The following is a 20,593-nucleotide window of genomic DNA, read 5'->3' on the forward strand; positions in this document are numbered from 1 at the left end:
GCCCTTGTTGAGCCGCATAATTCTCCACCTCTGACCCAAGTGTCCCATTGTTTCAATATCACAAGCCCCGGAACGAAGCCGAGCCTCACGTTGGGCGCGATGAAACAGGGTGAGGGGGGAGCCTAGGGGGGAGCCAAGTTCGAACCCGTTTTTCGCTAAGACTGTTCCACATCAGGCCAAGCTCGAGCCAAATCGAGCGCTATGGCTAACTTAATTCGTGAAGTTCGAGACAGGCCAAGAATATAGTTCTTCAGCTCTGTACATTCAAAATCCAGCTCAGCTAAATGACTTATGCTATGTGGAACTTCTACTTTCAGAACAACTTCATCATCGATGAGTATGTCATAAAAATCCTCGCCTTGCTCCGGCACCCAATGCAACAGATTAACGGCCTTCACTTTTGGAAATTTCGCTTGGATCATTGAGAAAAGCACCCTCCCGCGCCTGTCCTCTAAGAAAAACCGCTGACCCGCTAGCAACTCGCGTCGGTAGCCCTCTTCCGTTCTACTTCCAATTAATTTCATGGCTATCCAACTACATAGTTTGTCCCGGTCATGCTGCAATTAAACTTCCAGACCACTGAACATCTCTCATCGCGGGTTCGTGAAAGACCACCGCACCGTAACGGCCAACAAGAGGCGCGCCAATCAGCTCTTCCTGAGCCACACAATCCACAACATCTGGCTCAGAGGTTCCAAGGCTGGCGCGCATGAAACATGTTGATCGCAACCTACTTCCCTCAACAGGGCACAATCAAGAGCGGCCAGCACAAACACCAACGCCGCCCCAAGGGGACGGCGTTTGCGTGCTTGACTGATCGTTTGCGGGATCAGATGTCGTAGACTGGATGTTTCATCTGCGGTACGTCACGGACGGCCAGTTCGCCGCCACCGCCGCAGCCTGACAGGACAAGGGCACCGGTGATCAACATGGCTGCTACACCCAACTTGCGGAACTTCATCACTCTAACTCCTCTACTCGTTACCTCTTGTACAACGGCAGGGTTGAAGAAAGGGTTATAGAAAAGCCATCAGTTTGAGGCGATTTAGCAGGGCCTGCCCTAGATCTCCCGCGCTTTCTGGGCTGCGGCCGTTAATCCAGCTGAAATCAGCTCCGCCAGAGGGGAAGCGCGCATCGCTTCCAGCCCAGCCGCCGTGGTGCCTGCATAGTCGACCATTCCCTGCACATGTTCCGCCGCAGAGGCACCTTCGGCCAGCATCTGACCACTGGCAAGGAACAGCTGCCGGATGGCCCTATCGGCGATCTCGGGCGGGATGCCCTGTGCGGTGGCGTGGTTGATCATCGCCTCGGCAAAGAAGGCAACAAACCCCGGAACCGGGCCGGTCATGGCGGTGAAGTGATCCAGCAGCGGCTCTTCCGCGATCTCATCTGTTGCACCGCAGGCCTCAAACAGCTGTGTGACCAGCTGGCGATCGGCGCGATCCACAGCCGTGCGGGCCACCCAGGGCGAATAGGCCAGCGCCTGCGCCGCCGCCGGGCTGGACATCGCCCCCGCACCACCCGGCTGGCCCCTGTCCGCATCTGCAAGGTCGCCAGATCCACCCCCGCCATGACCGAAATCACCAGCTTGCCCGACAGATCCAGCTCCATATCGGCGAAGACCGCTGGAGGCAGACACAGCAGCACCGTGTCACACCCCGCTGCCAGTTCCGCATTGGAGGTGGTCACCGCCACACCTTCCGCCCAATCCGGCGCCACACCACTGCGGTTGGAAATCGTGAACTGCCGGCCCCCCTGTAAGCTTTTCTGCCCCAGCACAGCCCGCAGCAGCGCCGCCCCCAGCATGCCAGACCCGCCAATGATACCAAGGCTTCGTTGTTCCAACGCCATTGCCAAATCCTCTTGTTCAGGCCGCCTGTCTGACGCAGCCCCCGCCGTGCTGTCAACGCAAACGAAAAAGGCCCCCGCTTGCGCGAGGGCCTTCTTTAGCTTTCAAAACCGTTCGACTTAGAGACCGGAGGTCACGTCGATGGTGTTGCCCTCTTCCAGGGTAACGTAAGCCTTCTTAACGTCTTTACGCTTGCCCAGCTGGCCGCGGAAACGTTTGGCTTTACCTTTGGTGACGGTGGTGTTGACGGCTTTGACCTTCACACCAAAGACAGCTTCAACAGCTTCTTTGATCTGGGGTTTGTTGCTGTCGATTGCCACTTCAAACACAACCGCACCGTTTTCCGACGCCATGGTCGCTTTTTCGGTGATGATCGGTTTGCGGATCACATCATAGAGTGCAGCTTTGGTCATTTCAGGCGAGCCTCCAGAGCTTCGACACCTGCTTTGGTGATCACCAGGGTGTCACGCTTCAGGATGTCATAAACGTTGGCACCCATCGTCGGCAGGATATCCAGACCTTCGATGTTGCGCGCGGCCTGAGCAAAACCTTCATTCACGGATGCACCGTCAATGATCAGTGCGCGTTTCCAACCCAGGTTTTTCACCTGTTTGGCCAGCGCGGCGGTTTTGCCTTCGGTCTCAGCGTTCTCGATCACAACCAGCTCACCTGCAGCGGCTTTCGCCGACAGTGCGTGCTTCAGACCAAGTTTACGGAACTTCTTGGTCAGGTCGTGGCCGTGGCTACGCGGGGTCGGGCCTTTGTAGATACCACCTTTACGGAAGATCGGCGCGTTGCGATCGCCGTGACGTGCACCACCGGTGCCCTTCTGGCGATAGATCTTCTTGGTCGAGTAGGAGGTTTCCGAGCGGGTCTTCACCTTGTGGGTGCCGGCCTGCGCGTTGTTGCGCTGCCAACGAACCACACGGTGCAGGATGTCCGCACGTGCTTCCAGACCGAACAGGTCTTCGGACAGTTCTACCGAACCGGCCTTGCCACCGTCGAGATTGATCACATCAAGTTTCATGCTTCACCCCCTTCGGCAGGTGCTTCTTCTGCCGGAGCTTCTGCAGCTGCGGTTTTCAGAGCTGCCGGGAACGGTACGTTTTCAGGCAGAGCCTTTTTCACGGCGTCCTTAACGGTGACCCAGCCACCTTTGGAACCGGGAACGGCACCTTTCACCATGATCAGACCACGGTCGGCGTCAGTTTTGACAACTTCCAGGTTCTGAGTGGTGACACGGACGGCACCCATGTGGCCGGCCATTTTCTTGCCTTTGAAAACCTTACCGGGATCCTGACACTGACCAGTCGAACCGTGCGAACGGTGCGAGATCGAAACACCGTGTGTCGCGCGCAGACCACCGAAGTTGTGACGCTTCATAGCACCGGCAAAACCTTTACCGATCGAAGTGCCCGCAACGTCGACTTTCTGACCTTCAACGTAGTGCTCAGCCGAGATTTCGGCGCCCACTTCGATCAGGTTGTCAGCGGAAACGCGGAATTCTGCCAGCTTACGCTTCGGCGCAACATTGGCCTTGGCGAAGTGACCACGCATGGCGGCCGAGGTGCGTTTGGCTTTTGCCGAACCGGCGCCCAGCTGAACGGCGGTGTAACCGTCACGTTCATCGGTGCGCTGGTCAACGACCTGCAGGTTTTCCAGCTGAAGAACGGTTACAGGGATCTGCTTGCCGTCTTCCATGAACAGGCGGGTCATGCCCACCTTTTTAGCGATAATACCAGAGCGCATAGTCATACCCTCCGATTACGCTTGCAGCTTGATCTCGACGTCCACACCAGCGGCGAGGTCGAGCTTCATCAGCGCGTCAACGGTCTGGGGGGTCGGATCAACGATGTCGAGCATACGCTTGTGCGTACGGATCTCGAACTGGTCGCGGGATTTCTTGTCGATGTGAGGGCCACGCAGAACGGTGAACTTCTCAATCTTGTTCGGAAGCGGGATCGGGCCACGAACCTGAGCGCCGGTGCGCTTGGCAGTGTTTACGATTTCCTGAGTGCTGGCATCCAGCACACGGTAATCAAATGCCTTCAGCCGAATGCGAATGTTTTGACTTTGCATTTCGTCAGCCTTTTTCTAGGCGTTGGAGTTGAGAGGAGGGTCAGCGACCATCGCCGATCCTCGTCGAACCCAAAAGGCGGGAATCACCCCGCCCCTATCTGCATACACAGACCCGCGCGTCCTACAGCGGGAAAGCCTGTCTGGCAAGGGGTTTTGCGAGGTTTCGCGGGAAATGTGAGGCGGCGCATTCCGTAGCCGCCGCCCGAACGCCACGCGCACGGCTCGCGCCCAATCGTCCGCAAGCGCATGGGATCGACGGCAGACATTAAACTCTGATCTCAATGCGGCGTATTCCACGTGCCAAATCAGAGATTTGGCGGCGCCCGAACCGCTCCCGTTTTGTCGGAGACAGACCACCGGTTTGATGGGGCGGGCGCTTAGCTTCGCCCCTGCGGTTCATGTGCGATGCGTTATAGAAAAGTCGGCCAACCTCCGCATGCAAAAAGGGCGCCCTGGGGGCGCCCTTTTCGTAGCTATCGCTAACCTGAATTAGGCCAGGATTTTCGACACAACACCGGAACCTACGGTGCGGCCACCTTCACGGATGGCGAAGCGCAGGCCTTCTTCCATCGCGATCGGGGCGATCAGCTCGGCCGACAGTTTCAGGTTGTCGCCAGGCATCACCATCTCGGTGCCCTCGGGCAGGATGCAGGTGCCGGTCACGTCGGTGGTCCGGAAGTAGAACTGCGGACGGTAGTTCGCGAAGAACGGGGTGTGACGGCCGCCTTCTTCCTTGGTCAGGATGTAGACCTCAGCTTCGAACTTGGTGTGCGGGTTCACCGAACCCGGGGCACACAGAACCTGGCCACGTTCAACCGATTCACGATCCACACCACGCAGCAGCGCGCCGATGTTGTCGCCGGCTTCACCGCGGTCCAGCAGCTTGCGGAACATTTCAACACCGGTACAGGTGGTTTTCGAGGTGTCTTTGATGCCAACGATTTCGATCTCGTCACCAACATTGATCACGCCACGCTCAACACGGCCGGTCACAACGGTACCACGACCCGAGATCGAGAACACGTCCTCGATCGGCATCAGGAAGGGCATGTCAACGGCACGCTCAGGCTGCGGAATGTACTCATCAACAGCTGCCATCAGCTCTTTGATTTTCTCTTCGCCGATTTCAGGCTTGGAGCCTTCCATCGCCGCCAGAGCGGAACCTGCGATGATCGGAATATCGTCACCCGGGTAGTCATACTCGGACAGCAGCTCGCGGACTTCCATTTCCACCAGCTCCAGCAGCTCTTCGTCGTCAACCTGGTCAACTTTGTTCAGGAAAACAACCATCTTCGGGATGCCAACCTGGCGGCCCAGCAGGATGTGCTCACGGGTCTGCGGCATCGGGCCGTCAGCTGCGTTCACAACCAGGATCGCGCCGTCCATCTGGGCCGCACCGGTGATCATGTTTTTCACGTAGTCGGCGTGGCCGGGGCAGTCAACGTGGGCGTAGTGACGCGACTCGGTCTCATACTCAACGTGTGCGGTCGAGATGGTGATGCCGCGGGCTTTCTCTTCCGGCGCGCCGTCGATCTGGTCGTATGCCTGGAAGTCACCGAAGTATTTGGTGATTGCTGCGGTCAGCGTGGTTTTGCCGTGGTCAACGTGGCCGATGGTGCCGATGTTAACGTGCGGTTTGGAACGCTCAAACTTTTCCTTTGCCATGATGGCCTCCTTTATCTTGAAAGGGGGACCGGATCATCCGGTCCCCTAAATCGCTTAGGCGTATTTCGCCTGGATTTCGTCACTGATGTTCTGCGGCACCGGATCGTAGTGCGAGAACTGCATCGAGAACTGGGCACGGCCGGACGACATCGAACGCAGGGTGTTGATGTAGCCGAACATGTTGGCCAGCGGCACGTTTGCATCAATTGCAATCGCGATCCCGCGGGCTTCCTGACCAGACACCTGACCACGACGCGAGGTCAGGTCACCAATGATGCCACCGGTGTACTCTTCCGGGGTGATCACCTCGACCTTCATGATCGGCTCAAGCAGCTTTGCACCTGCTTTTTTCATGCCTTCACGCATGCCAGCACGGGCAGCGATTTCAAAGGCCAGAACCGAGGAGTCAACGTCGTGGTAAGCACCGTCGATCAGCGCAACTTTGAAGTCGATCACGGGGAAGCCAGCCAGCGGGCCGGAGTCCATGACAGACTGGATGCCTTTTTCGACGCCCGGGATGTATTCCTTGGGAACCGAACCACCAACGATCTTGGATTCGAAGGAGAAACCTTCGCCCGCTTCGGTTGGGGTGATGACCATTTTAACGCGACCAAACTGACCCGAACCACCCGACTGTTTCTTGTGGGTGTAGTCAACTTCGGCTTCGTGGCTGATGGTTTCACGGTAGGCAACCTGAGGTGCACCGATGTTCGCTTCAACCTTGAATTCACGCTTCAGACGGTCAACCAGGATGTCCAGGTGAAGTTCGCCCATGCCCTTCATGATGGTCTGACCGGATTCCAGGTCAGTTTCCACACGGAAGGAAGGATCTTCTGCGGCCAGACGGGCCAGACCCTGCGACATCTTCTCTTGGTCACCTTTGGTCTTGGGCTCCACGGCGATCTCGATCACAGGATCGGGGAAGGTCATGGTTTCCAGAACAACCGGCTCTTTGGCGTCACACAGGGTGTCACCGGTGGTGGTGTCTTTCAGACCCGCCAGAGCGATAATGTCACCAGCAAAAGCTTCTTCGATCTCGTCACGCTTGATCGAGTGCATCATCATCATACGACCGACGCGCTCTTTCTTGCCTTTGGTCGAGTTCAGGATGCTGTCGCCCTTGTTCAGAACGCCCGAGTAGATACGGGTGAAGGTCAGCGAGCCAACAAAGGGGTCGTTCATGATTTTGAACGCCAGACCCGAGAAGGCCATGTCGTCGTCTGCACGACGCGCGATGTCACGAACTTCGTCTTCGTCGCCGGGTTTGAAGCCCATGTAATCAACAACGTCCAGCGGGCTGGGCAGATAGTCGATCACAGCGTTCAGCAGCGGCTGTACACCTTTGTTTTTGAACGCCGAACCACCCAGAACAGGCACCAGGGCCATTTCCAGGGTACCCTTACGCAGCAGTTTGCGCAGAGTTGCAACGTCAGGCTCTTCCCCTTCCAGGTAGGCCTCCATTGCAGCGTCGTCCATTTCAACCGCGGCTTCAACCATGGTCGCACGCCATTCGTCAGCCTGGTCTTTCAACTCGGGACGGATGTCGGTTTTGATCCAGGATGCGCCCAGGTCTTCGCCCTGCCACAGCCATTCCTGCATGGTCACCAGATCAACCAGGCCTTCCAGCTCGGTTTCTGCTCCAATCGGGAATGCAACCGGAACAGCGTTGGCGCCGGTACGGTCGCGAACCATGTCCACACAGTTGAAGAAGTCTGCGCCGATTTTGTCCATCTTGTTGACGAACACAATACGCGGAACCTTGTAGCGGTCAGCCTGACGCCACACGGTTTCGGTCTGCGGCTCAACGCCAGCGTTGGCGTCCAGAACACAAACTGCGCCATCGAGAACCGCCAGCGAACGCTCAACTTCAATGGTGAAGTCAACGTGGCCGGGGGTGTCGATGATGTTCAGACGGTGCTTGGGAGAGTCGGCGGTTGCGCCATCCTCGGTGCGTTCCCAGAAAGTGGTCGTCGCAGCCGAGGTGATGGTGATACCGCGTTCCTGCTCCTGCTCCATCCAGTCCATGGTGGCCGCACCATCGTGCACCTCACCGATGTTATGTTCTTTACCGGTGTAGTACAGGATGCGCTCGGAACAGGTGGTTTTACCTGCATCGATGTGCGCCATGATCCCGAAGTTACGGTATAGTTCGAGCGGAAATTCGCGTGCCATTGGTCTAATGCCCCTATGGAATTACCAGCGGTAATGGCTGAACGCTTTGTTCGCGTCGGCCATCTTGTGAGTATCTTCGCGCTTTTTAACAGCGGCACCACGGGACTGGACAGCGTCCAGCAGCTCGCCAGCAAGGCGCTCTTCCATGGTGTTTTCGTTGCGCGAACGCGAAGCCGAGATCAGCCAGCGGATGGCCAGGGCTTCACGGCGCTCAGGGCGCACTTCAACCGGAACCTGGTAGGTTGCACCACCAACACGGCGCGAACGAACTTCGACGGCCGGTTTGATGTTGTCCAGGGCTTCGTGGAAGACCTCGACCGGTGCGCGCTTGATTTTGGTTTCAACACGGTCCAGCGCGTTGTAAACGATTTTTTCTGCAACCGACTTCTTACCGTCGATCATCAGGTTGTTCATGAACTTCGACAGTACACGATCGCCAAATTTGGCGTCGGGCAGTACTTCGCGCTTCTCTGCAGCGTGACGACGAGACATACTTGGATCTCCTTACTTCGGACGCTTGGCGCCGTATTTCGAACGACGTTGTTTACGATCTTTAACGCCCTGGGTATCCAGAACACCACGCAGGATGTGGTAACGCACACCCGGAAGGTCTTTTACACGGCCGCCACGGATCAGAACCACGGAGTGTTCCTGAAGGTTGTGGCTTTCACCGGGGATGTAAGAGATCACTTCGAAGCCGTTGGTCAGGCGAACCTTCGCAACTTTACGCATCGCCGAGTTCGGCTTCTTCGGAGTGGTGGTGTATACACGGGTGCAGACGCCGCGTTTCTGCGGGCACTGCTCCAGGTGCATAGATTTGGAGCGCTTGACTTTGGGCTGACGCGGTTTGCGGATCAGCTGTTGAATCGTTGGCATAGGGTCACTTTCCCGTTTGCTTCACAATGTTTATCCAAGGCGACTGCCCTGAACGATGACTGTCTGCGCGACGCGCGTCCGCATAGCGCAAAATCCGCGATGTTCCCGTACCGAGGCAAACAACGCGGTGAGTTTCCAGAGGTCGCAAGCTTCAAAGTAGCTCAGGACTTGGCCTTCTCAATTATGGATTCGGCGTTATCGGGACGTCCCCCATCAGCCGGATGTTGCGGCATATAGGGGGAGTCGCGGCCATTGTCAACAAGGTGCCTCGGGCCCCTGCCCTTGCCCTTCTCAGTCCAGATCGCACAGCGCCGCCCAACCGTCGCGCAGCCGCTCCAGATCGAGGTTAAATCGCGTCTGCATCAGGTCCGGCAATTCCGCCGCAGAGACCCGCAACATCTCTTCGTTAAACTTGCGCACACCAATCTGGCTGTCGTTTTCGGCATGGGCCCCGCGTAGGAACATCTGGGCGCGCGGGAAGCTCATCGTCGGGATCCGGCGCCACATCTGCGCATGAGCAAAATCAAACAGACATTTGTCAGACAGCGGCCTGATAAACAACACCTGTCCCGGGGTCCAGTTCCGGGTGATCACCTGCCGCAGTTGCACCCCATCCTCGTCAACGCTGAGGATAAACCCCCTGTTGAAGTCCAACACCAGCTTGCCGCCGTTGCGGTAGATGCCGCGCACTTTGGGAAAAAAATCCCGGACCCGTTCGATGAAATCCACCCCAACAGCGTCATCATCATCCAGCCGAAACTCCGCCGCCGCCCGCACCGTGTCATCCCGTTCCGCCAACATCAGCTGGCGGCAGACCTCTTGGTGCGGCAATCCCTCTTCGCGGAAGACAGGTTTGATCTGTGGCACCGGCGCTATAATCTGCAAAACCTTTGCCCGCACCGGTTCTGGCAGCTGATCCCCCATCAACATCACCAGCGTGAAGTCCGGGTCGCTCTGCGCCTTCAGGCAAGGCACCACGATCTCACGCAGGAACAACAGCCGTTTCGCCAAACGCTCGGGCGCATAAAGCCGCCTGCGCAGGCTTTCCAGGGTCTCCCCTTCGGCCTCGGCAAAGGCGCCGGGTTCGGCGGGATAAGACCAGCGGCACAGTCCCACCAGTTTCACACCCACGTTCATTGGGCCACCTTCGCCCGCGCCGCACGTCGTGCCAGCTGCCCCTCGCGGTAGAGGGTGAACAAGCCGCTGCCAACAACAATGGCCGCGCCCAACAAGGTGATCCCATCCGGCCATTCGCCAAACACCACCCAGCCCAGCAACAGCGCCCAGACTAGGCTGGTGTACCGAAACGGTGCAATGAAAGAGATCTCGCCCACCCGCATCACCATCACGGAAAACAGATAGCCGCCCACAATCATCAAGGCCGCTGCCGCCGTGGTGGCCCAGGCGCTCAGATCCATCGCCACCCAGTCCTGCCCCAGCGCGCCAAGGCCAAAGAACACCATCACCCCCATCGCGCTGAGGGACGTGACCAGCATCGACGGCACCTCAGGTGACAGACGCCGTGTCACCAGATCCCGCATCGTCACAAAGGCAACCGCGATGAGGACATAGCCCGAATTGATGTCGAACCCTTCCGCTCCGGGCCGTACAATCAGCAGAACCCCGAAAAACCCGATGGAAATCGCCGACAGCCGGCGCCAGCCCAGTTTGTCACCAAACAGCAGCGCTGCCATCAGCGTCACGGTCAGCGGCAGTGACTGCAGGATGGCAGTGACATTGGCGATCGGCGTGACAAACAAAGCCGTCAGGAAGAAATAAGCGGCCCCCACTTCGGCAATCACCCGCAGCGCAATCAGTCCCCAGTCCTTTGCGGCCAAAGGCGTGCGAAACGCCCCCACCTTCGCGGCCCAAACGCCGGTAAATACCGAGGTCATCACCCCACGCAGAAACAACAGCTGGAACAACGGCACCACTCCGGCCAGCGACTTCATGAACGTGTCGTTAAAGGTAAAGGCCGCCATAGAGGCCATCATCAACAGCGCACCGCGCATGTTGTCACTCAATTGCATTCTGCCAGTCCCTGAAGTTCCGCAGCACAGCCCAAGGCCGCGTCAGCGCTACCTTGGCGGGTTTTTCCTGTCTCGTCCAGAGTGCGCCTGTGCGATGTGCACCCGCCCTGCCCGCAGCAAAACAGGTCTACTCAAACCGGAACCCAAACGGATAAGTGCGCCAATTGTAACTGGTCACCTCATTCCGGGTGGAGCCACGATATGCCGATCGCCCCGGTTCCGGTACAAGCTGCACCGTGCCACCCTCTGCCCCAACCGCGCCCCAATGAAACGCCGCCAGACAAATACTGGAATCGCCGGTGTAATGCTCCGTTCCAAACACCGTCCCAAATGAGGTCGCCGCTTCGGAACAATGGCAGGAAAAGGGGCCGTCGGCCTCGTACTCCTGATCGTAATCGGCAAACCGTTCCCGGCAATACCAGACATCCTCACTCTCGGGTGGGCTATCTTCATCGCAGATCCCAAGACTTCCCTGAAAAAAGTAAGCCGTATCCTGCCCCTTTCCGCGTGACTCAATGCCATTCTGGTTGTTGCCATAGAAATAAGGGCAACGCGCGACCAGCGCATTGGGATCAATTGGCCTTAGGATCCGCACTTCTCCGCCCTCTGTCCCAATGATGCCCGCGTGAACTGCCGCTTGGCAGATGTTGGAATCGGACGAGTAAATATTTGTCCCCTTCACCCCCGGCATCCAGCTCTTCTGGACTTCGGCCAACTCCGGGCACAGACAGCGAAAGCCAACGCCACTTTCGGCAAACTCGCTCGAAAACCGCACACGGCAGGCCCAAGAGTCGCGTTCCACTTTTAGCTGGTAGAGGCGGCGGCTCCGACTGTCATTAAAACGAAGATTGTCGGTGGAAATTCTGGCCCAGTCAAACCCAGCCACATCCGTGCCAAATCCGAAACCCATCCGCGAACCGGGCTCATAGTAGTACATCAATCCCTGCATCGTGTCGCCCGCGCTGCGACGTACTTCCATCAACACCGCTCCGGCGGAGATGTAGGGGGTGCCGTCAACAAGTATCACCCGGGAGACAGCGCCGGCCTCTTCGATCCGCACGCGATTGGACTGATAATACTGCCCGTTGCAGTTCGTTTCGACCACATATTGGGTGTCATCCGACTGCGCTTGCCCCTGTGAGGCCAAGACGATCAAAGCCAGCGTGAAGGCAAGGTTCAATATTGCGGTGTGGAGTATTTGCACTGCAGGTCTCAAGGTCGCCATTTGCAGACACCTCCGGACTGTTTTCACTCCGCTCCCGCCGTAAGCTGAGCACACATCACCCGGCCTGTCCAGTTTGCCACGAAAAAGGCCCCCGCAGATGCGGAGGCCTCTCTCAATTCTTACCCTTATGAAAGGACGACTTATTCGTCGCGGCTTTCGGGGGTGTCGACCAGGTTGTCGAAGGCGTCCCCAGCGGCCATGTCGTCAATCGGCGCGGCCAGCGCTGCGGCGGCTTCTGCCTCTTCACGACGGGCTTCCAGCACCACATTGTCACGCGAGCGCGCAATGCGACGGACGCGATCGGTGGCACCACCGGTACCGGCTGGGATCAGGCGACCCACAAGGATGTTCTCCTTGAGGCCAACCAGACGGTCGCGCTTGCCCTGAACCGAAGCTTCGGTAAGCACGCGGGTGGTTTCCTGGAACGAGGCAGCCGACATGAACGAACGGGTCTGCAGCGACGCTTTGGTGATCCCCAGAAGGATCGGACCACCGGATGCCGGGCGACCGCCGCGGGCGATGGCCTTTTCGTTGGCCTCGTCCAGTTCGGTCTTCTCGACGTGCTCGCCTTTCAGCAGGGTGGTGTCACCGCTGTCCGAAATCTCCCACTTCTTGAGCATCTGGCGCACAATCACTTCGATGTGCTTGTCGTTGATCTTCACGCCCTGCAGTCGGTAAACCTCCTGCACCTCGTTGATCATATAGTCAGCCAGTGCCCCAACGCCCATGATCGACAGGATGTCGTGCGGGGCTGGGTTGCCGTCCATGATGTAGTCACCCTTCTGAACGAAGTCACCTTCCTGAACAGGAATGTGCTTGCCCTTAGGCACCATGTACTCGACGGGCTCGCGCCCCTCTTCTGCAGCCTCGATGGTGATGCGACGCTTGTTCTTGTAGTCGCGGCCAAAGCGCACGTAACCATCGATTTCGGCGATGATCGCGTGATCTTTCGGACGACGGGCTTCGAACAATTCCGCAACGCGCGGCAGACCACCGGTAATGTCCTTGGTCTTGGCGCCTTCACGCGGGATACGCGCAACAACGTCACCGGCTTTGATCTCCTGACCGTCTTCAACCGACAGGATCGCGTCCACCGACATCGGGTGCGTCAGCGGGTGACCCTGTGCGTTGCGCACCGGATCGCCGTCGCTGTCGACCAGAATGATTTCCGGCTTCAGCTCATTGCCTTTCGGTGCTGCACGCCAGTCGATCACGATCTTCTGGGTCATACCGGTGGCTTCGTCGGTTTCGTCCTTCACGGCGATACCGCTGACCAGGTCGACGTATTTGGCGGTACCGTCCTGCTCGGCGATGATCGGCAGCGTGAACGGGTCCCATTCAAACAGCTTGTCGCCACGGGCAACCTTCTGGCCTTCGGTCACGAACAGTTTGGTGCCGTAGCCCAGCTTGTGGCTGGCGCGCTCTTCACCGTTGTCCATGATCTTCAGCTTCATGTTCCGGCCAATCACCAGAACTTCGCCGTTTGCATTGGTCAGAACCTGCGGGTTCTCGAACTCAACAACACCCTCTTGGCTTGCCTCGAGGAAGGACTGCTGGCCACCCTGCGCAACGCCACCAATGTGGAACGTACGCATGGTCAGCTGCGTGCCAGGTTCACCAATCGACTGCGCCGCAATGATGCCAACAGCTTCGCCAACGTTCACCGGAGTACCACGGGCCAGGTCACGGCCGTAGCAGGTGGCGCAGACGCCGTCGTCGCTTTCACAGGTCAGCGGGCTGCGGATCTGAGCGGTCTGGCAACCAGCCTGCTCAATCGCGTCCGCCAGGCGTTCGTCAACCAGCGTGCCCTTGGCAGCAACCAGTTCATCGGTGCCCGGCTTGAACAGATCCTCGGCCATGATCCGGCCCAGCATACGTTCCCCGATCGAGGCAACAACCTCACCGTCGTTGACAGCAGGTTCAACCGTGATGGCGTTTTCGGTGCCACAGTCACGATCGCGCACGATGCAATCCTGTGCCACGTCCACCAGACGACGGGTCAGGTAACCCGAGTTCGCCGTCTTAAGCGCCGTATCCGACAGACCTTTACGGGCACCGTGGGTCGAGTTGAAGTACTCGAGAACCGACAGGCCTTCTTTAAAGTTCGAGATAATCGGGGTCTCGATGATGTCGCCGTTCGGCTTCGCCATCAGGCCGCGCATCCCGCCCAGCTGCTTCATCTGTGTGACCGAGCCACGCGCACCGGAGTGGGCCATCATGTAAACCGAGTTCGGTTCCAGTTCGGCGCCATTCTCATCGGTCGGGATCGCCGAGATGGTGCCCATCATGGCGTCGGTGACCTTGTCGTTACACTTCGACCAGGCATCAACAACTTTGTTGTACTTTTCGCCCTGAGTGATCAGACCGTCCATGTACTGCTGTTCGAAGTCTTTCACCTGATCGCGGGTGTCGTTCACGATGGTCCACTTGTTATCGGGGATCACCATGTCGTCCTTGCCGAACGAAATGCCGGCCTTGAACGCTTCTTTAAAGCCCATCGACATGATCTGGTCACAGAAGATAACCGACTCTTTCTGACCGCAGTAACGGTAGACGGTGTCGATGACCTGCTGCACTTCTTTCTTCCGCAGCAGACGGTTCACCAGCTCGAACGGTGCCTTGGCGTTCTGCGGCAGCAGAGCGCCCAGACGGACACGGCCCGGGGTGGTTTCGAAGATCTGCTGAACTTCCATGCCGTTTTCGTCGATCTGCGGCACGCGGGCCTTGATCTTGGTGTGCAGGTGCACTTCGCCAGCGTCGAGCGCGTACATGACTTCTTCCAGCGAGGAGAAGACCATGCCTTCGCCCTTCATACCGTCACGCGCGATGGTGAGGTAGTAGAGGCCCAAGATCATATCCTGCGACGGAACGATGATCGGTGCACCGTTTGCCGGCGACAGAACGTTGTTCGTCGACATCATCAGAACACGCGCTTCCAGCTGGGCTTCCAGCGAGAGCGGCACGTGAACAGCCATCTGGTCACCGTCGAAGTCCGCGTTGAACGCCGAGCAGACCAGCGGGTGCAGCTGAATAGCCTTGCCTTCGATCAGCGTGGGTTCAAACGCCTGGATGCCCAGACGGTGCAGCGTCGGCGCACGGTTCAGCAGAACCGGGTGTTCGCGGATCACCTCATCGAGGATATCCCACACCTCGGGACGCTCTTTTTCCACCAGCTTCTTGGCCTGTTTCACGGTCGAAGACAGACCGCGGGCTTCCAGACGCGAGTAGATGAAGGGCTTGAACAGCTCCAGCGCCATCTTCTTGGGCAGACCACATTGGTGCAGCTTCAGCTCGGGGCCGGTCACGATGACCGAACGGCCCGAGAAGTCGACGCGCTTACCCAAAAGGTTCTGACGGAAACGACCCTGCTTACCTTTCAGCATGTCGCTGAGCGATTTCAGCGGACGCTTGTTGGCACCGGTGATGACACGACCGCGACGGCCGTTGTCAAACAGGGCGTCAACGGATTCCTGCAGCATCCGCTTTTCGTTGCGAACGATGATGTCAGGGGCGCGCAGTTCAATCAGACGCTTCAGACGGTTGTTCCGGTTGATCACACGACGGTACAGATCGTTCAGATCCGAAGTTGCGAAACGGCCCCCATCCAGCGGCACCAGCGGGCGCAGTTCTGGCGGGATCACCGGCACAACGGTCATGATCATCCACTCGGGGCGGTTGCCCGACTCGAGGAAGGCTTCAACAACCTTCAGACGTTTGATGATCTTCTTCGGCTTCAGTTCTCCGGTCGCCTCGGCCAGTTCGGCACGCAGGGTCTCGGCTTCAGTTTCCAGATCAATCGCCGACAGCATCTCACGGATGGCTTCCGCACCGATGTTGGCGGTGAAGGCGTCCATGCCATAGGCGTCCTGGGCATCCATGTACTCTTCTTCGGACATCATCTGGCCGTATTGCAGGTCGGTCAGACCCGGCTCGATGACGACGTAGTTTTCAAAGTACAGCACACGTTCCAGATCACGCAGCGTCATGTCCAGCATCAGACCGATGCGGGACGGCAGCGATTTCAGGAACCAGATATGTGCAACAGGCGCGGCCAGTTCGATGTGGCCCATACGCTCGCGGCGCACTTTCTGGAGGGTGACTTCAACACCACATTTCTCGCAGACAACGCCGCGATACTTCATGCGTTTATATTTGCCGCAGAGACATTCGTAATCTTTGATCGGGCCAAAGATACGGGCACAGAACAGGCCATCGCGCTCGGGCTTGAAGGTCCGGTAGTTGATGGTTTCCGGCTTTTTGATCTCACCATAGGACCACGACAGGATACGTTCGGGCGAAGCCAGCGAAACGCGGATCTCGTCAAAGACCTTTTGCGGGGTCAGCGGGTTGAACGGGTTGTTCGTCAGTTCCTGGTTCATTTTGATACCTCAAATTTTGCGGAAGGGGGGACGGGAGGAAGGGCCGAGGCCCTTACTCCTCTTCCTCCGCATCCAGGAGTTCCATATTCAGGCCGAGGCCACGGACTTCTTTGACCAGAACGTTGAACGATTCTGGGATGCCCGCTTCGAAATTGTCCTCGCCCTTGACGATGCTTTCGTAGACCTTGGTCCGGCCTGCCACGTCATCCGACTTAACGGTGAGCATTTCCTGCAGGGTGTAGGCGGCGCCGTAGGCTTCCAGAGCCCAGACTTCCATCTCCCCGAAACGCTGACCACCGAACTGTGCCTTACCACCCAGCGGCTGCTGCGTAACAAGCGAGTACGGACCGGTCGAACGGGCGTGGATCTTGTCGTCCACCAGGTGGTGCAGTTTCAGCAGGTACTTGACACCCACGGTCACAGGGCGGGCAAACTGCTCACCGGTGCGGCCGTCGAACAGGACCGACTGGCCCGATTCCGAGAAACCGGCACGCAGCAGCGCGTCGTTCACGTCTAGTTCCTTCGCACCGTCAAAGACGGGGGTTGCGATCGGAACACCGCGGGTGACGTTACCGGCTGCTTCCAGCAGGTCGTCTTCGGCCATGTCGGCCAGACCTTCGTCATAGACGTTGTCGCCATAAACGATCTTCAGCGCATCACGCACAGGGGTCATATCGCCGGTGCGGCGGTAGTCCTGCAATGCGTCATCCACCTTCAGACCGAGACCGCGTGCGGCCCAACCCATGTGGGTTTCAAGGATCTGACCAACGTTCATACGCGACGGAACACCCAGAGGGTTCAGACAGAAGTCAACCGGCGTACCATCGGCGAGGAAGGGCATGTCTTCCATCGGAACAACGCGCGAAATCACACCTTTGTTCCCGTGGCGACCCGCCATCTTATCGCCCGGCTGCAGCTTACGCTTCACCGCGATGAAGACTTTAACCATCTTCATCACACCCGGCGGCAGATCGTCCCCACGACGGACCTTCTCGACCTTGTCCTCAAAACGGGCGTCCAGCGCACGTTTCTGGATCTCGTACTGTTCGTTCAGAGCTTCGACAACCTGTGCGTCGCCCTCTTCTTCCAGCGCCAGCTGCCACCACTGACCACGGGTCAGGGTTTCCAGCAGTTCCTCGTTGATCACCGAGGAGGCTTTCACGCCTTTCGGGCCTTTCACAGCCACTTTGCCCAGGATCATGTCGCGCAGACGGGCGTAGATGTTGCGATCCAGGATCGCCAGCTCGTCGTCACGGTCACGTGCAAGGCGTTCCACCTCTTCACGTTCGATCTGCAGGGCACGCTCGTCTTTCTCAACGCCGTGGCGGTTGAAGACGCGGACCTCAACAACGGTGCCGAAGTCACCCGGTTTCACACGCAGCGAGGTGTCGCGCACGTCCGAAGCCTTCTCACCAAAGATGGCGCGCAAGAGCTTCTCTTCCGGAGTCATCGGCGATTCACCTTTCGGGGTGATCTTACCGACGAGGATATCGCCCGGTTCCACATCCGCACCGATGTAAACGATGCCAGCCTCATCGAGGTTGCGCAGCGCTTCTTCACCGACGTTCGGAATGTCGCGGGTGATCTCTTCCGGACCCAGCTTGGTGTCACGGGCGGCGACTTCGAATTCCTCAATGTGGATCGAGGTGAAGACGTCGTCACGTGCAATACGCTCGGAGATCAGGATCGAGTCTTCATAGTTGTAGCCGTTCCAGGGCATGAACGCGACGATCACGTTTTTACCCAGTGCCAGTTCACCAATATCGGTGGACGGACCATCTGCAACAACTTCGCCTTTCGAAACCCGCTGACCCACTTTCACCAGCGGACGCTGGTTGATGCAGGTGTTCTGGTTCGAACGCTGGAATTTACGCATGCGGTAGATGTCTACGCCTGCGTCGCCCAGCTCCAGATCCGAGGTGGCGCGGATAACGATACGCTGGGCATCGACCTGGTCGATGATACCGGCGCGTTTCGCCATGATCGCAGCACCCGAGTCACGGGCCACAACTTCTTCGATCCCAGTGCCAACCAGCGGTGCCTCTGCGCGCAGCAGCGGCACGGCCTGACGTTGCATGTTCGAGCCCATCAGTGCGCGGTTTGCGTCGTCGTTTTCCAGGAACGGAATCAGCGAGGCTGCAACCGATACCAACTGTTTGGGCGATACGTCGATCAGGTCAACATTGTCGCGCGGGGCCAGAGTGTAGTCACCGGCCTGACGGGTCGAAACCAATTCGTTCTGGAAACGGCCTTCTTCGTCCAGCGAGGCGTTCGCCTGTGCAACGGTGTGACGCTGCTCTTCGGTCGCGGACATGTAGTGAACCTCATCGGTCACCTTGCCCTCGTTCACAACGCGGTACGGGGTTTCGATGAAACCGTATTTGTTCACACGCGCAAAGGTCGCCAGCGAGTTGATCAGACCAATGTTCGGACCTTCCGGCGTTTCAATCGGACACATACGACCGTAGTGGGTCGCGTGCACGTCGCGGACCTCAAAGCCAGCACGTTCGCGGGTCAGACCGCCCGGGCCAAGCGCCGAAAGACGACGTTTGTGGGTCACTTCCGACAGCGGGTTGGTCTGGTCCATGAACTGCGACAGCTGCGACGAGCCGAAGAATTCACGCACAGCCGCCGCTGCAGGTTTCGCGTTGATCAGGTCCTGCGGCATCACAGTGTCGATCTCGACCGAGGACATACGTTCCTTGATCGCGCGCTCCATGCGCAGCAGGCCAACACGGTACTGGTTTTCCATCAGTTCGCCGACCGAACGGACACGACGGTTGCCGAGGTGGTCGATGTCGTCCACGTCGCCACGGCCGTCACGCAGGTCAACCAGCGCTTTGATGCAGGAGATGATGTCTTCTTTGCGCAGGGTCCGCTGGGTGTCTACAGCATCCAGAGCAAGGCGCATGTTCATCTTTACACGGCCAACAGCCGACAGGTCATAACGCTCTTTGTCGAAAAACAGCGTGTCGAACAGGTTCGACGCCGCTTCAACGGTCGGCGGTTCACCCGGACGCATCACGCGGTAGATGTCCATCAGCGCGGTCTCACGGCTCAGGTTTTTGTCCTGTGCCACGGTGTTGCGGATGTAGGCACCAACGTTAACGTTATCGATGTCCAGAACCGGAATCTCGGTGATGCCCGCGTTCAGCAGATCCTGCAGGGAACCGCCGGTCACTTCACCGTCTTTGTCGTACTCCAGGGTCAGCTCATCACCAGCTTCGACGTAGATCGCACCGGTTTCTTCGTTGATGATGTCCTTGGAAACGAACTTGCCCACGATGTGGGTGAAGGGCACCAGAAGGTCGGTGATCTTGCCTTCGTCGATGATCTTCTTAACCGCGCGCGGAGTCACTTTCTTGCCGGCTTCGGCGATGATCTCGCCGGAGTCTGCATCTACCAGGTCATAGGTCGGACGGGTGCCACGAACACGTTCCGGGAAGAACTTGGTGATCCAGCCCTGCTGACCCTTTTCCAGTTTGAAATCAACGGTGTCGTAGTAGGCATCCATGATGCCTTCCTGGTCCAGCCCCAATGCGTACAGCAGGGTGGTCACAGGCAGTTTACGACGACGGTCGATCCGTGCAAACACGATGTCTTTGGCGTCAAATTCAAAGTCCAGCCACGAGCCGCGGTAGGGGATAATGCGGCAGGCGAAGAGCAGCTTGCCCGAGCTGTGGGTCTTGCCTTTGTCGTGGTCAAAGAACACGCCCGGCGACCGGTGCATCTGCGAAACGATCACACGCTCGGTGCCGTTCACGATGAAGGTGCCGTTCGGGGTCATCAGAGGCATATCGCCCATGAAGACATCCTGTTCTTTGATGTCCTTAACCGACTTGGCGCCGGTGTCTTCATCGACATCAAATACGATGAGGCGCAGGGTAACCTTCAGCGGCGCGCTGTAGGTCATGTCGCGCTGCATGCACTCTTCGACGTCGTATTTCGGAGCTTCCAGCTCGTATTTCACAAACTCCAGGACCGAGGTCTCATTGAAGTCTTTGATCGGGAATACCGACTGGAACACGCCCATGATGCCTTCGCCGTCAGTCGGCATCTCGGAATCACCAGAGCGGAGAAAAAGATCATACGAGGATTTCTGAACCTCGATCAGGTTCGGCATCTCCAGCACTTCGCGGATTTTGCCGTAGTATTTACGCAAACGTTTTTGGCCAAGATAGCTTTGAGCCATGACAAATGTCACCTTTCGTTTCTAACCGGTTGTGGCTGCCGTCGGGCCCCGGCACCACGCCCATCCGAAACAGGTCAGTTTCGATCCATTCATGGCCTCTGTCCCACCAGAAGCCTCCCGATCGCT

Annotated in this window: 16 protein-coding genes and 1 pseudogene; all 17 read right to left on the bottom strand. The window is 58.1% G+C overall.

All coding sequences use genetic code 11. From position 1 onward, the window contains the following. Positions 1 to 155: 155 nt before the first annotated feature. A complete protein-coding gene (locus SIC14_RS02200) occupies positions 156 to 422 on the bottom strand; it encodes a hypothetical protein (RefSeq protein WP_412564215.1) in 267 nt (88 codons plus the stop codon). A 407-nt stretch (positions 423 to 829) separates the two neighbouring features. Next, complete coding sequence (locus tag SIC14_RS02205) at positions 830 to 961, bottom strand: hypothetical protein (RefSeq protein WP_412564216.1); 132 nt, start codon at positions 959 to 961, stop codon at positions 830 to 832. Between the two features lie 99 nt (positions 962 to 1,060). Beyond that, on the bottom strand, positions 1,061 to 1,507 hold the full coding sequence (locus SIC14_RS02210; RefSeq protein WP_412564217.1) for a pyrroline-5-carboxylate reductase family protein: 447 nt from the start codon (positions 1,505 to 1,507) through the stop codon (positions 1,061 to 1,063). 116 nt (positions 1,508 to 1,623) lie between these two features. Next, positions 1,624 to 1,851: pseudogene (locus tag SIC14_RS02215) on the bottom strand (NAD(P)-binding domain-containing protein); the annotation flags it as partial. A gap of 117 nt (positions 1,852 to 1,968) precedes the next feature. Further along, positions 1,969 to 2,262, bottom strand: a complete 294-nt coding sequence (locus SIC14_RS02220; protein ID WP_412564218.1) for a 50S ribosomal protein L23 — start codon at positions 2,260 to 2,262, stop codon at positions 1,969 to 1,971. Then, entirely contained in the window at positions 2,259 to 2,876 is a 618-nt protein-coding gene (gene rplD, locus SIC14_RS02225; RefSeq protein ID WP_412564219.1) for a 50S ribosomal protein L4, read from the bottom strand. The genes SIC14_RS02220 and rplD overlap by 4 nt, the downstream gene beginning before the upstream one ends. Further along, the gene (gene rplC / locus SIC14_RS02230; RefSeq protein ID WP_412564220.1) at positions 2,873 to 3,598 is read right to left on the bottom strand and encodes a 50S ribosomal protein L3; all 726 of its coding nucleotides are present in this window, start codon (positions 3,596 to 3,598) and stop codon (positions 2,873 to 2,875) included. Before rplC ends, rplD begins: the two co-directional genes overlap by 4 nt. A gap of 15 nt (positions 3,599 to 3,613) precedes the next feature. Further along, the gene (rpsJ, locus tag SIC14_RS02235) at positions 3,614 to 3,928 is read right to left on the bottom strand and encodes a 30S ribosomal protein S10 (protein ID WP_058245166.1); all 315 of its coding nucleotides are present in this window, start codon (positions 3,926 to 3,928) and stop codon (positions 3,614 to 3,616) included. A 489-nt stretch (positions 3,929 to 4,417) separates the two neighbouring features. Beyond that, positions 4,418 to 5,593: an elongation factor Tu gene (gene tuf / locus SIC14_RS02240; protein ID WP_412564221.1), complete on the bottom strand. Its 1,176-nt coding sequence runs from the start codon at positions 5,591 to 5,593 to the stop codon at positions 4,418 to 4,420. A 54-nt stretch (positions 5,594 to 5,647) separates the two neighbouring features. Next, a complete protein-coding gene (gene fusA, locus SIC14_RS02245) occupies positions 5,648 to 7,765 on the bottom strand; it encodes an elongation factor G (protein ID WP_412564222.1) in 2,118 nt (705 codons plus the stop codon). Between the two features lie 21 nt (positions 7,766 to 7,786). Further along, on the bottom strand, positions 7,787 to 8,257 hold the full coding sequence (gene rpsG, locus SIC14_RS02250; protein WP_412564223.1) for a 30S ribosomal protein S7: 471 nt from the start codon (positions 8,255 to 8,257) through the stop codon (positions 7,787 to 7,789). A gap of 12 nt (positions 8,258 to 8,269) precedes the next feature. After that, on the bottom strand, positions 8,270 to 8,641 hold the full coding sequence (rpsL, locus tag SIC14_RS02255) for a 30S ribosomal protein S12 (RefSeq protein ID WP_005621086.1): 372 nt from the start codon (positions 8,639 to 8,641) through the stop codon (positions 8,270 to 8,272). Positions 8,642 to 8,932: 291 nt separating this feature from the next. Next, a complete protein-coding gene (locus SIC14_RS02260) occupies positions 8,933 to 9,778 on the bottom strand; it encodes a glycosyltransferase (protein ID WP_412564224.1) in 846 nt (281 codons plus the stop codon). Further along, positions 9,775 to 10,671 (bottom strand): DMT family transporter, encoded by an 897-nt coding sequence (locus SIC14_RS02265; RefSeq protein WP_412564225.1) that lies wholly within the window; start codon positions 10,669 to 10,671, stop codon positions 9,775 to 9,777. The genes SIC14_RS02260 and SIC14_RS02265 overlap by 4 nt, the downstream gene beginning before the upstream one ends. 127 nt (positions 10,672 to 10,798) lie before the next feature. Beyond that, the gene (locus SIC14_RS02270) at positions 10,799 to 11,896 is read right to left on the bottom strand and encodes an LCCL domain-containing protein (protein ID WP_412564226.1); all 1,098 of its coding nucleotides are present in this window, start codon (positions 11,894 to 11,896) and stop codon (positions 10,799 to 10,801) included. Positions 11,897 to 12,036: 140 nt separating this feature from the next. After that, entirely contained in the window at positions 12,037 to 16,275 is a 4,239-nt protein-coding gene (gene rpoC, locus SIC14_RS02275) for a DNA-directed RNA polymerase subunit beta' (protein WP_412564227.1), read from the bottom strand. A gap of 52 nt (positions 16,276 to 16,327) precedes the next feature. Beyond that, entirely contained in the window at positions 16,328 to 20,467 is a 4,140-nt protein-coding gene (gene rpoB / locus SIC14_RS02280) for a DNA-directed RNA polymerase subunit beta (RefSeq protein ID WP_412564228.1), read from the bottom strand. Positions 20,468 to 20,593: the final 126 nt, after the last annotated feature.

It is taken from the genome of Thalassobius sp. MITS945101, assembly GCF_047123305.1.
Classification (GTDB): Bacteria; Pseudomonadota; Alphaproteobacteria; order Rhodobacterales; family Rhodobacteraceae; genus Thalassobius.